Source organism: Litorerythrobacter xanthomarinus (assembly GCF_046254955.1).
In the GTDB taxonomy this organism is placed as follows: domain Bacteria; phylum Pseudomonadota; class Alphaproteobacteria; order Sphingomonadales; family Sphingomonadaceae; genus Qipengyuania_C.
The window spans coordinates 1,745,118-1,757,202 of sequence record NZ_JBJXRG010000001.1 but is presented as its reverse complement, the minus strand read 5'-3'; the positions used below and the strand labels follow the sequence as shown (position 1 = coordinate 1,757,202).

Annotated in this window: 10 protein-coding genes and 1 tRNA gene; 9 read left to right on the top strand and 2 right to left on the bottom strand. The window is 60.1% G+C overall.

Features of this window, described 5'->3' with window-relative positions; translation table 11 throughout:
• Positions 1 to 58 precede the first annotated feature (58 nt).
• Both ACEWMW_RS08690 and ACEWMW_RS08685 read left to right on the top strand, forming a co-directional pair.
• Positions 59 to 1,672, top strand: a complete 1,614-nt coding sequence (locus tag ACEWMW_RS08690) for a WS/DGAT/MGAT family O-acyltransferase (RefSeq protein ID WP_409413488.1) — start codon at positions 59 to 61, stop codon at positions 1,670 to 1,672.
• Positions 1,669 to 2,466 (top strand): esterase/lipase family protein, encoded by a 798-nt coding sequence (locus ACEWMW_RS08685; RefSeq protein ID WP_409413487.1) that lies wholly within the window; start codon positions 1,669 to 1,671, stop codon positions 2,464 to 2,466. Before ACEWMW_RS08690 ends, ACEWMW_RS08685 begins: the two co-directional genes overlap by 4 nt.
• Positions 2,467 to 2,492: 26 nt before the next feature.
• Here ACEWMW_RS08685 and ACEWMW_RS08680 read toward each other — a convergent pair whose 3' ends face one another.
• Positions 2,493 to 4,955 (bottom strand): TonB-dependent receptor, encoded by a 2,463-nt coding sequence (locus tag ACEWMW_RS08680; protein ID WP_409413486.1) that lies wholly within the window; start codon positions 4,953 to 4,955, stop codon positions 2,493 to 2,495.
• A 191-nt stretch (positions 4,956 to 5,146) separates the two neighbouring features.
• Here ACEWMW_RS08680 and infA point away from each other — a divergent pair, with 191 nt between their 5' ends.
• The 5 genes from infA (at position 5,147) to ACEWMW_RS08655 (ending at position 7,297) form a co-directional block, all read left to right on the top strand.
• Positions 5,147 to 5,404, top strand: a complete 258-nt coding sequence (gene infA / locus ACEWMW_RS08675; RefSeq protein WP_409413485.1) for a translation initiation factor IF-1 — start codon at positions 5,147 to 5,149, stop codon at positions 5,402 to 5,404.
• Positions 5,405 to 5,417: 13 nt separating this feature from the next.
• Positions 5,418 to 5,990, top strand: coding sequence for a Maf family protein (locus tag ACEWMW_RS08670; protein WP_409413484.1), 573 nt, complete (start codon positions 5,418 to 5,420; stop codon positions 5,988 to 5,990).
• Positions 5,983 to 6,945, top strand: a complete 963-nt coding sequence (locus ACEWMW_RS08665; protein WP_409413483.1) for a ribonuclease E/G — start codon at positions 5,983 to 5,985, stop codon at positions 6,943 to 6,945. The genes ACEWMW_RS08670 and ACEWMW_RS08665 overlap by 8 nt, the downstream gene beginning before the upstream one ends.
• Positions 6,942 to 7,136 (top strand): DNA gyrase inhibitor YacG, encoded by a 195-nt coding sequence (locus ACEWMW_RS08660; RefSeq protein ID WP_409413482.1) that lies wholly within the window; start codon positions 6,942 to 6,944, stop codon positions 7,134 to 7,136. The genes ACEWMW_RS08665 and ACEWMW_RS08660 overlap by 4 nt, the downstream gene beginning before the upstream one ends.
• An 85-nt stretch (positions 7,137 to 7,221) precedes the next feature.
• Positions 7,222 to 7,297: transfer RNA gene (locus tag ACEWMW_RS08655), tRNA-Phe, on the top strand.
• 7 nt (positions 7,298 to 7,304) lie between these two features.
• On the opposite strand, the gene ACEWMW_RS08650 is transcribed toward ACEWMW_RS08655, so the two are convergent.
• On the bottom strand, positions 7,305 to 8,210 hold the full coding sequence (locus tag ACEWMW_RS08650; RefSeq protein ID WP_409413481.1) for a hypothetical protein: 906 nt from the start codon (positions 8,208 to 8,210) through the stop codon (positions 7,305 to 7,307).
• Between the two features lie 157 nt (positions 8,211 to 8,367).
• On the opposite strand from ACEWMW_RS08650, the gene purC reads away from it, so the two are divergent.
• Positions 8,368 to 9,168: a phosphoribosylaminoimidazolesuccinocarboxamide synthase gene (gene purC, locus ACEWMW_RS08645; protein WP_409413480.1), complete on the top strand. Its 801-nt coding sequence runs from the start codon at positions 8,368 to 8,370 to the stop codon at positions 9,166 to 9,168.
• Positions 9,169 to 9,184: 16 nt separating this feature from the next.
• Complete coding sequence (locus ACEWMW_RS08640; RefSeq protein WP_409413479.1) at positions 9,185 to 12,037, top strand: M16 family metallopeptidase; 2,853 nt, start codon at positions 9,185 to 9,187, stop codon at positions 12,035 to 12,037.
• The last annotated feature ends 48 nt before the right edge of the window (positions 12,038 to 12,085 follow it).

Below are 12,085 nucleotides of genomic sequence, written 5' to 3'. Positions count from 1 at the left end.
ATTGCGTGAATCGCGCCTATTCAGCAACGCGGTAGCGCGAACAGGCAGGAGACGGATATTGCGCCAATTACAGGGAATGGACGCGAGTTTTGTCGCGCTAGAGACGCGAAACTCACCGATGCATATCGGTTCGATCCTGATCTATAATCCCGAAACGGCGCCCGGCGGCTTTGTCCGCTTCAAGGACATACTCAGCTTCTTCGAAAGCCGTATGCAGCTTTCCCGGACGATCCGGCAAAGACTCGTACGCGTCCCGTTCGATCTCGATTATCCTTACTGGATCGAGGATCCGGATTTTGATCTAGAATTCCACGTCCGCCACCTCGCCCTCCCCAAACCTGGCGATTGGCGGCAGCTCTGCATTCAGGCGGCGCGCATTTTCGCACGCCCGTTAGACCTTGAGCGTCCGCCGTGGGAATTCACAGTGGTCGAAGGTCTCGACAATGTAGACGGGGTTGCCAAGGGCAGCTTCGCCATGGTCACCAAAGTCCACCATGCCGCAATCGACGGGATGAGCGGGATTGACTTGATGGAGGCGATGCACACCCTAGCATCGGACGAGCCGCCGCCCTATGAACCCGATACATGGAAACCGGAGAAAGTCCCCAACCCGGTCGAATTGCTCGGCAAGAGTTATTTCAATGCGGTGACCAATCCGCTCAAGCAGCTAGAAGTTGCGGCCAAGGCTGCGCCAGGCATCGCCAACGCCATCAAAGGCTTGGTGAGCAAGGACTTCAACATCTCGGGCGAAATGGTGGCGCCGAAGACGCGCTTCAACCGCGTCATTTCCTCGCATCGCGTGGTCGAAGGCCGCAGTTTGCCGCTGGCTGACATCAAGGAAATTCGCAAGGCAGTCGACGGTGCCAAGGTCAACGACGTCTTTTTGACCATCGTCGGCGGCGCTATGCGCAAGTACTTGCTGGCCAAAGACGACCTGCCCGACAAGACCCTTACCGCGATGGCACCGATTTCGGTCCGCGCGAAAGAGGAAAAGGGCGACATGGGTAACCAAGTGGCTGCAATGATCGCCCCGTTGGGCACCCACATCGATGACCCGATCGAGCGGATGCAATATGTCCACGACCGGACGAACAATTCGAAAGCGATGACCGAAGCTTTGGGCGCGCGTAACATGACTGAGGCGAGCAAAGTGTCCCCGGCACTATGGATGTCGCTCGGCGCACAGCTCTATACACGGCTCGGCCTCGCCAACCGGGGGGTTGGCCCTCCCTTCTCGACCGTCGTCACAAACGTACCCGGCCCGCCTGTTTCAATCTATTCGTCGGGTGCGCGGCTGGAAAGCATGATGGGCCTGCTCTGTCTAAATGACGGACTTGGCCTGGGCCATGTTGTCCAGAGCTATTGTGACGAGGCAACGATCAGCTTCACCGCATGTCGCGAACTGCTGCCCGATCCGGATTTCTACATCCAGTGCATCGAGGAAAGCTTCGAGGAATTGCGCGACGCGGCCGCGAAAGCGGGCAAAAAACCGGCTAAAAAGGCTCCGGCAAAGAAGACAGCGGCAAAAAAGCCGCCTAGCAAAGCCAAGGTATCGGCGAAGAAACCCGCCGCCAAGAAGAAGACCGCCGCGAAGGCTCCCGCCAAGAAGGCCAAGAAGCCCGCGGCGAAGCCCAGAAAAGTGGCAGCAGGGAAGGGAAGCAAGAAATCATGAATGCAGCAACCGTGGATCCGTCCGAGATGAGCAGCGCACGTCCGCCGCACATGGCCTTCGCCCTAACCGAGCCGGCAAGAGCATTCGGCGAAATCGCCAGCTTTTATATGCTCAGGCCTTTTTCAGGCATGCTGCCCAAGGGGGATGGCCATGGCGTGCTCGTCTTGCCCGGATTTCTTGCTTCGGACACCTCTACGGTCCCACTTCGCGGACTACTTTCCGATCTGGGTTACAAGGTCGAAGGGTGGAAGCTGGGTCGCAATCTGACCGTTGATAATGCCCGGATCGAAGCGATGCAGGGCTGTGTCGACGAGCTGTATAAGGCCACCGGCGACAAGATCTCGATCGTCGGCTGGAGCCTTGGCGGCGTATTCGCCCGCGAATTGGCCAAGCTGGCTCCTGAGAAGGTTCGCCAAGTTATCAGCCTCGGCAGCCCGATCAGTGACGATCGCAACCATACCAATGCGCGCCGCCTGTTCGAAATGATCAACGGGGTCGAGCCCGAGCCGATGCAGGGCGGGAATTTCCGCGAGCTTGCTATCGCGCCGCCGGTCCCGACGACCTCGATCTACTCAAGATCCGACGGCGTGGTGCATTGGCGCGGTTCGCTGCAGGCGGAAGACCACCCACAGACCGAGAATATCGAAGTCTATGCCAGCCATATCGGCCTGGGCGTCAATCCCTGGGTGATCTACGCGGTCGCCGACAGGCTTGCTCAGGCAAAGGGTGAGTGGGCGGCCTTCAAGCCGAGCATGATGCACAGCATGTTTTATCCCAGGCCGCAGACGACCTGACCAAGCCGAGACGTTGGTTCTACGGCCTAGAATATCTTGCGGAAATCGATTCCCAGATAGCGGCCGGTCGGATCGATCAGTAATGGTTGGTAGCGTAGCGGCACGTCGCCGCTATCGTCGGTGGCGCGGCGTCGCCCGTCGAAGACATTGTCCGCCCTCAAGCTGACCCGGAAGCCTTTCAGCCAGCCTTCGTTCTTGGAAAGCACCCTCCCGAGATCGGCAAAGATGCGCACATCCAGCGTCGCAAGATCTCCGAATGCCAGATCGCTGCTGCCCGGCAGGCCCGATCCATCGATCCGCGCCTTGCCGGTGTAGCGACCGGACAATCGCAGCCCCATGCCATTGCGGAACATGCCAGCTTCCATGCTGGTTGCGTGCCGCGCCTGGCCGAAGTCATTGAGCGCGTCGCCTTCGAGAAGGTCAAGCAGCGGCCCGCCTTCAGCGATCAGGATCGAATTATCGAGTTCGAGCGTGTGATTGAGACTGAAGAAATACCGGCCCCGTCCATCCCGGCCGAATTGAGTGGCCAGCGGATTACCGCCGCCAGGACCCCTGCCGGCTCCGCGGCGGCCTTGCCCCTCGCCGCTCGGCGGTGCGCCGTCCCGCATTGATGGCTCGCCAAAGCTACCGCGAGTACTCAAACCGAACACCAGACGATTGGCCCGTTTCCGGGCAAAGGTGACAGGTCGTCGATCAAGCGCCAGAAGCTGGCCACTCGCGTCGCGCGTCACCCGATCTGGGAAGGCGGCTTCTATCTCAGGCGTGAGGACCGGAAATGTGCTGGTTACTTCGCTTGAACGATTACGGACATACTCGAGCGACGCGCGGGTGTTATCCCAAAAAGGCAGTTCCCAATTGGCGCTAAATCGCCAGTCCGACTGCGTCTCGGCAACGAGATCCGGGTTGCCGCCCGAAATGATCGTTGCCAGCACGGTCTCACCATTGACGAAATCGAAGATCGGCACGTTGAGGTTGACGATCTCCGGATTGCCGAGCTCACCCAGCGATGGGGCAACCTCGTTGCGCACGTAAGTCACCTGCAAGTCCAGATTGCTCCATGGAGACCAGGTGAGGCCTGTGCTCCAATCGGTGAGTGTGCCGAAGTCCGATAGATGGTTGATTCCTGCCTGCGCGTTCAGCGAGATGCTCCCGATTGCATCGAGGAACCCGTTCCTGCGACTGGTGACGGGCAGCACGAGATTGACCCCCGCTTCCCATTCGCCCCGGGTCAGCCGCGTATCGCCGTCAGAGCGCGTATCGCTGCTTTCGATGCGGTCCCAGTTGTACCCCATATCGAGCGTAGAGGTGAGCTCCCCTGCCGGAAGATCAAGCAAAGTGCCCTGAAGCGTCGTCTTGCTATCGAGCGACCAGATCCGACTTTCTGCCCTATCGAAACCGTTGTCAGCATCGCTCGGCAATGCTGCGCCGAGCGGCAGTACGCCCGCAGCAGCATCGGCCTCCAGTCCGCTGGTATCGAAACGTCGATCAATTCGTGTGTCGCTATCAGTCAGGCTGCCATCGAATGTCGCTGTCAGGCGGAAATCACCCAACGGACGGTTCCATGATCCGGACGTCGAGAAAGTGTTGCTTACCGATTCGCGTTCGAGCGGTGTCCCGCTCGCGAAGGTTCGCAAGGCCGAGGTACCGTCCGGCGCTGTGAGCAAAACCGAATTGAGCCCTGACAGGCTACGGCGGTCGGCCAGCTCGTAGTTGGCGTTCAGGCTCAGCGAGGATCCAGATTCGAGGAAGGCCTTGGCCCAGTTCGCGCTCGCCTCGAATTTGAACGACTTCGGCACCAGACTGCGGAATTGCGCGGGATCGGGGTCGCCCGCCAGATCTGGCAGCGTGCCTTCGGTCTGGATGACATCGCGCTCGGCCTCGGTGAGGAAAGATACCTGGTTCGCTTCGAGATTGAGGTTGAGCCGCCCGCCATTGCTGATGCTGACGAGCGAGAATTCCTGCTCAAGCGCAGTGTAGTCGCCGCGATCCGGACCTTCGAATTCGAACTCGATTTCCTTGCTGGCGTAATTGTCCTTGAGGATCAGGTTCACTACCCGGCGATCGGGCGGAAAGCCGAACCGCTGCGCCACTTCCTCCGGGAGAACCTCGACCCGTGCCAGGGCTTCGGGGGGATAGGATCGCAACTCGCGAAAACTGCCCAACTGTATCCCGCTGACAAGAAAGACCGGCCTGCCGCCGCCCCTCCCTCGCGCGGAGCCCGTTTGCGGGGCGATCGCCGCAATCAGGTCGGTGATCGAGGTTGCGCCAACCGCTTCGATATCGGCCTCATTCAGCTCAAGGATCGGCGCCTGTTCGACATCCAGCTGGCCGCGCAGCCGCTCTCCGAATACGACGATCTGGTCCTGCGCTTCCAACTCATCGAGCACCACAGCGTCATCTTCCACCTCCTGTCCGGAGGCAAGCGCAGCGGCCGGCGCGCAGAACGCAAAGAGGGACGTTCCAAACAATGGGAATGGGCGACCTGACATGGACTGCCCATTCCTCAAATCGGCTGGTCTGGCAACAGCCTGAAATGTATTGCTTTGCACCAGACTCGACGAACACACCTCGGGAGGCGACAAACAGCACCAGCTGCAATGCTCTCGCAAACCTTTCCTTTTCTCCAAAGCGCCGCTAAAGCGCGCGCGCAGATAAACAGATCACAGGATTAAGGACTTACATGGCCAAAGAAGAACTCCTCGAAATGCGCGGCAAGGTAGTGGAACTGCTGCCCAACGCGATGTTCCGGGTGGAGCTTGAGAACGGTCATGAGGTGCTCGGCCACACCGCAGGCAAGATGCGCAAGAACCGCATCCGCGTGCTGGTTGGCGACGAGGTGCTGTGCGAACTCACGCCCTATGACCTGACCAAGGCGCGTATCACCTACCGCTTCATGCCGGGTCGCGGCGGCCCTGGCCAGGGCCCCGGTCCCACATAGACCGGTGCGCTGAATGAGCGCGCCTCATCTCATCCTGGCTTCGGCGAGCCCGCGGCGGCGTGAATTACTCGCGCGTCTGGGGGTCAAGCCCGATCGCGTTTCTCCGGCCGATATTGATGAGGCACCCCACAATGGTGAACTCCCGCGCGACTATACCAAGCGGATGGCGCGCGAGAAGGCGCTGGCTGTCGAGGCAAACGGTCATGTGCTGGCCGGAGATACCGTCGTTGCACTCGGCCGCAGGATCCTGCCCAAAGCCGAAGACGAGACAACCGCCCGCAAGTGCCTCGAACTGATGTCTGGTCGGCGGCACCGCGTATTCTCAGCCATCGCCTTGCGCTCGCCCGATGGCACCTTCCGCGAGCGTCTCAGCGAGACCTCGGTCCGATTTAAGCGGCTCACGCCAAACGAAATCAATTCTTACCTCGCTTCCAGCGAATGGGAAGGCAAGGCAGGCGGCTATGCGATTCAGGGTGCTGCCGAGGGGCTGATCGCGTGGATCGAAGGCAGCCACTCAGGCGTGGTCGGGCTGCCGCTCTATGAAACGCGAGCGCTGCTGAAAGCGGCAGGATTTCCCATTGGCTGAGCGAGGAGCCAAGTGGCTGGTCGAAGACGGGATCGGCGAAACCCGGAGTTTGCTGATCGAGGGCGGACAGGTTCTGGCGGCAAAATTGCATTGGCCTGGCGAATTGCGCGCAGGCGACGTGGTCGAGGCGAAGCTGGTCAGCAAGGCATCCGGCAGCGTGCGTGGCAGCGCTGAAACCGCGAATGGGCAAGAGATCCTCGTAGACAAACTGCCTGCCGGAGTGAGCGAAGGAAAGTCCATCACCGTGCGAGTTACGCGCGCGGCATTGGCAGAGCGCGGTCGCTTTAAACGCGCGCAAGGTCGGATCGTGGATCTCGACGAGACAGTGGGATCGAAGCTGCCGCAAGGGCGGATCGTTCACCGTTTTCCTGCCGGTCTATGGGACGAAGTCTGGCATGCTGCTTCCAGCGGTCAGATCGAATTCGCAGGAGGAACGCTGGTGTTCAACACGACTCCGGCGATGACCGTGATCGACGTTGATGGCGATTTGCCGCCGCGCGAATTGGCGCTCGCAGCAATCCCCGCTCTTGCGCGAGGCTTGCGATGGTTCGATCTCGGCGGCTCGATCGGGATCGATTTTCCAACCCTTTCCGCCAAATCAGATCGCAAGGACGTCGATGCGGCGGTGGAAGAGGCTCTCGCTGATTGGCCCCACGAGCGCACGGCAATTAACGGTTTTGGCTTCGTCCAGATCGTCGCTCGTTTGGAGGGACCGTCCTTGCTCCACCGTTTCCACAGCTCACGAGTGGGAGCAAGTGCGCGCATGGCGCTTCGTCGGGCAGAAATCTTGGATGGCGCAGGCGCCACCTTGCTCACCGTTCACCCCGCACTCAAGGCAAAGCTCAAGCCGGAATGGCTGGAAGAACTTGCGCGCCGGACGGGCCGCGAACTGCGGATAGAGGCCGATCCGGGCCTTGCACTCGAAAGTTCCAACGCTCAAATTGTGGCTCGATGAACAAGACCAGACTCTGCCCGATCTGCAAAAGACCCCGTGTCAAAGATCATGCACCATTTTGCTCGACCCGTTGCAAGGATCGCGATCTGGCCAAGTGGTTCGGCGATGGTTACGCGGTACCGGGGCGCCCCGCCCTGCCCGACGAGATCGCGCAGGAGATCACTGGTGGCGATCACGCGGACGGCGATTGATTCCCCTCTTGCCAAGCGCGCGGCGCTTCGCCATAGGCGCGCTTCCAACCGTTCGCCGGTGCCTTGGCACCGTCGCGGAGTGAATGCCCGGGTAGCTCAGTTGGTAGAGCATACGACTGAAAATCGTAGTGTCGGTGGTTCGATCCCGCCCCCGGGCACCACTATTTCCTAGATAAGCTCGACCATCTCCCTTGCCTCATCGAGCCGTGCGAAATCGCGCGGACGGGTAAGGCGATAGACTGCAGTGGAGCCGACAATCTGGCTGACCAGCGCGGCCTGCTCGGCAGTTCGTCCCATCACGTCGAGCATTTCGGGGCGGTAGCATGTATCGTGCAGGACCGCTCGAACGGCCTCGCCGCCCGATAGCATCTCGATCGACACTTCATCTCCCCACTCCAGTAGGATTATCGCCTTCAAGGGTATAGGATCGTCGCCCGCGATGTGTCCGGCTTCAGTATGGAATTTCTCCTCTCGGAAAAGGTCCTGCGCGATCACCCGATCCTGCAATTCAAACCGGTCGATGGCCGCCTGCCAGAGTTTCAGGCGCGTAGACGATCGGTAGATACGCGCCCTTTCGTCACCACCCGGATCGATTCGTGCCAGATCGTCGCTCACCAGCTTCGCACCATGCGCGAGCATTGCCGCAGCCATGGTCGATTTCCCCTGTTCCTGCACGCCGCCGAAGAGCATGGCACACTCGTCGAGTTGAACCGCGCTGCCGTGCAGCATGGCCAGCCCGCGCTGGTAGCCAATTGCACCCCATGCACTGCCATGCGTGAAGAGTCGTATTGCGCGCGGATCGGCATTTTGTGCTGGTTCAATCGCGATTTCCTGGCCTGTGGAGATGCGCCAACGCCCAAGTCCGCCAACCGAAAATTCGACTGTATTCCGATCTCCGGTAGGAAGACTTTCCTCAATCTCCTCGCTCACGGACTGTCGCAGCTGTATCGTCACATCAGCATCGCCAACTGAGCCCTTCGCCTCAAACGCTTCCCATTCGGGCAATGCCAGTTGCGAACGCACAACGAGGCCCGAATGCCGATAGCAGTGCCATGCGGAAGCATCGTCGCTCATAGCCTTCCGTGTGGAGGACTCGGGTGTCCCGCGCAATTGCTTTCGAATGGCACTTTGGATAAAGCACCATCAAGCCCCGGCACAGCAAGGCATCCGTGCCTCGCGCCCGCCGGGGTTTAGATTTTTTGCGTCCGCTTTTTGCCAGGAAACATCGCCCATGTCGCGTCGCCGCCAGATTTACGAAGGCAAGGCCAAGATTCTCTATGAGGGTCCGGAGCCGGGTACCATCATCCAGTATTTCAAGGACGATGCGACTGCGTTCAATGCCGAGAAAAAGGGCACGATCAATGGCAAAGGCGTAATCAACAATCGCATCAGCGAGTTTGTCTTTACGCGCCTTTCCCATATCGGAATTCCGACACATTTTATCCGGCGGCTCAACATGCGCGAGCAGCTGGTGCGCCAGGTCGAGATCATCCCGATCGAGGTGGTGGTGCGCAATGTCGCAGCTGGTTCGATCTGCAAGCGGCTAGGCCTCACCGAGGGCGACCAGCTGCCGCATACGCTCATCGAATATTGCTACAAGGAAGATTCACTTGGCGATCCGCTGATCGCCGAGGAGCACATCGCGTGCTTCGGATGGGCCAATAACGAGGAAATGCAGGACATCGCCGCGATGGCGATCCGCGTGAACGATTTCCTTTGCGGAATGTTCGCCGGCATCGGCATCCGCCTGATCGACTTCAAGCTCGAGTTCGGGCGGATCTACGACGGCGACTATTCGCGGGTGATCCTGGCCGACGAAATCTCGCCCGATGGCTGCCGGTTGTGGGACATCGAAACAGGCGAGAAGCTGGACAAGGATCGCTTCCGCCGCGACCTCGGCGGCGAAGAAGAAGCGTATCAGGAAGTCGCACGGCGGCTGGGCGTACTCCAGAGCGAAGATGGCAGCCCCGGGGAAGTCTTCGACCTCTCGGCCCATCGCGGCAAATTGCGCGGCAGCAAGAGCAAGAGCTGATCGCGTAGCCAGCCGGATGAAGACAGCCACTCTCGCAGTCCTGCTAAGCCTCGCTCCTTGCGCACTTGCCGCCCAAGAAGTGGCACCGAATTCTTCGCAAACCAATGTTGAAGCGCCCGAGTGGGCCTTCGAAGGCAGCGATATCATTCCCGATCCTGCCTTTCGGTTCGGAAGGCTGGCAAATGGCATGCGCTATGTCATCGCCAGCAATGGGCGTCCCGAAGGTACGGCAATCGTGCGCATGTGGGTCGGATCCGGTTCGCTCTCGGAGCGTGAGAACGAACGCGGGCTAGCACATTTCCTTGAGCATATGGCGTTCAATGGGACGACAAATGTCCCCGAGGGTGAGATGATCCGCATTCTCGAGCGCGAGGGACTAAGATTTGGGGCGGATACCAATGCCTCGACTGGGTTCGAGGACACGACCTACAAGCTCGATTTGCCGCGCAACGATCCCGAACTGCTCGACACAGCCTTGATGCTGATGCGCGAGACGGCGAGCGAGATCCTGATCGAGCCAGATGCGGTCGAGCGCGAACGAGGCATCATTCTGTCCGAACGCCGCGATCGCCAGACTTACAGTTGGCGAAATTTCCTCGACGAGATCGAATTTCGCAATCCCGATGCGCGATATCTCGATCGCATGCCGATCGGGACGCTCGAAGTCCTCGCTAGCGCCGGCGCGCAAGAGATCCGAAACTACTACGAACGTGAATACGTCCCGGCCAACACGGTAGTCGTGGTGGTCGGCGACTTTCAGGCAGATTCAGTCGAAAGAGCGATCGAGAAGCATTTCTCAAGCTGGCAAAGCGCTCCGATGGCGGACGAGCTCGACGCCGGTCCGATTGATACCGCGCGGCAAGGCCTGACCGATATTTTCCTCGATCCCGCGCTTTCCGAACGTGTCACGCTATCGCGGCATCGCGCCTGGGATCGCCAGCCTGATTCAACTGCGACGCGCAGGCAAAATGTGCTCACCGGGATCGGCTACGATATCATCAACCGGCGCCTGCGTGCGCTCGCTCGCGGCGAGGATGCCCCGTTTCGCGGCGCTGGCTACGGAACCGGTGACGTGTTCGAGGTAGCGCAAACAACGAACTTGGTGATCGACACTGCAGATGGCGAATGGCGTGACGGATTGCTGGCTGCGGTCAGAGTGGTTCGTCAGGCGATCCAATACGGTTTCAGCGAGGCGGAAGTTGCGGAACAGGTTGCGCGCCTGCGCACGGCTCAGGAAAATTCGGTGGCCGCCGCCAGTACGCGAACCAATCAATCGCTTACCGCCAGCGCACTTCTGCTGATCGAAGACGGAATAGTGCCCTCCTCACCGCAAGCCAGTCTCGCGCGCTTCGCGAGCTTCGAGCCCTATCTGACCCCCGCCGCGGTACTGGCCGCCTTGCGACAAGATGCGGCAACGCTGGTCAACCCGCTTATCCGCTTCGAGGGTCGCAAAGCTCCCAAGGGAGGCGAAGCAGCTTTGCGCAATGCATGGAACGAGGCAATGGCGCTCCCTATCGCGCGGCCGGAAGTGCGTTCGTCGATGGAATTCGCCTACCAAAGCTTCGGTGAGCCCGGTGAAGTAATGTCGGACTTGCAAAACGAGCGCTTTGGCATGCGGCTTGTGACCTTTGCCAATGGAGTGATGCTGACGCTCAAGAAAACCGATCTTGCGGAGGATCGCATCCGCTACCGCATGTCTCTTGATGGTGGGCGTCTGATCGAAACCAAGGGCGATCCGCTCGCCACCGCCATGGTATCAAGCATTCCCGTTGGGGGCTTGGGTGCCCATTCGCAAGACGAACTGGACACGATCCTTGCCGGGCGTTCGGTGCAATGGTCGATGAGTGCTGACACCGATGCATTCGTGCTGGGCGGTACAACCACCCCGCGCGACCTCGAACTCCAGCTGCAATTGCTTGCCGCCGCGATTACCGATCCGGGTTACCGTAAAGAGGGCGAGCAGCGCTATTCCCAATCGGTCGCCGACTTCTTTGCCAATCTCGACGCGACGCCGCGCCGTGTGCTATCTAACCGGCAGGGAGCAATCCTTTCCGATGGCGACCCGCGCTTTTCGCTGCAGAGCCGCGAGGCCTATGAGGCATTGAGCTATGCGCGCCTGCGTGACGCCATAACCGACCGGTTGACCAATGGAGCAATCGAGATCGCCCTCGTTGGTGATCTGGACGAAGATCGGGCAATCGAGATGGTGGCCCGTACTCTTGGCGCGCTGAACCCACGCGAAACGTCTTTTCAGGCGCGCGAAGCCGCTCGTCTCCGCTCATTCACCAGCCAAAGACGGCGCCATATCGTCACCCACAGCGGCGAGGCAGACCAGGCACTCGTGCATCTGGTCTGGCCAACGCGCGACGACTCCGATCTGGAGGAAGCGGCCGAACTTCGCCTACTGGGCCGTATCGTCCAGATTGCCGTGCAAGAAGAATTGCGCGAGCGGCTCGGTAAGACCTATTCGCCCAATGCCTTCAGTTCTCCTTCCAGCGAATGGACCGGATTCGGCACGTTCTCGATCAGTGCTTCGGTTGACTATGCCGATGTTGAAGAAACGCTCGCGGCCACGCGGCAAACCCTGCTTGCACTGGCCGAAGCGCCAATCGATGCAGATCTGATTGATCGTGCCAGGCAGCCCTTGCTCGAAAGCTTCGACAATCGGCTGAAGTCGCTCGCCAGCTGGATCGCTGTGGCCGACCGGGCACAGAGCAAATCAGACCGGCTCGAGCGGTTTGACGCATGGCCGGCGGCTGTCGAAGCGATCGACGGCGAACGGTTGGCTGCAGCCGCAAAGCGCTGGCTGGTCGATAGCGCGCCGGTCGAAATCCTGGTGGTACCCGAAGGATCTGACCTCGCCGATTGAGCACGCCCTTGGGGATCGCGCGCCGAGAGCGATTGCGCGCGATAATTC

Coding starts and splice junctions, on each gene's coding strand:
- ACEWMW_RS08685 (WP_409413487.1), top strand. CDS start 1,669: ATGAATGCAGCAACCGTGGATCCGTCCGAGATGAGCAGCGCACGTCCG.
- ACEWMW_RS08680 (WP_409413486.1), bottom strand. CDS start 4,955: ATGTCAGGTCGCCCATTCCCATTGTTTGGAACGTCCCTCTTTGCGTTC.
- infA (WP_409413485.1), top strand. CDS start 5,147: ATGGCCAAAGAAGAACTCCTCGAAATGCGCGGCAAGGTAGTGGAACTG.
- ACEWMW_RS08670 (WP_409413484.1), top strand. CDS start 5,418: ATGAGCGCGCCTCATCTCATCCTGGCTTCGGCGAGCCCGCGGCGGCGT.
- ACEWMW_RS08660 (WP_409413482.1), top strand. CDS start 6,942: ATGAACAAGACCAGACTCTGCCCGATCTGCAAAAGACCCCGTGTCAAA.
- ACEWMW_RS08650 (WP_409413481.1), bottom strand. CDS start 8,210: ATGAGCGACGATGCTTCCGCATGGCACTGCTATCGGCATTCGGGCCTC.
- purC (WP_409413480.1), top strand. CDS start 8,368: ATGTCGCGTCGCCGCCAGATTTACGAAGGCAAGGCCAAGATTCTCTAT.
- ACEWMW_RS08640 (WP_409413479.1), top strand. CDS start 9,185: ATGAAGACAGCCACTCTCGCAGTCCTGCTAAGCCTCGCTCCTTGCGCA.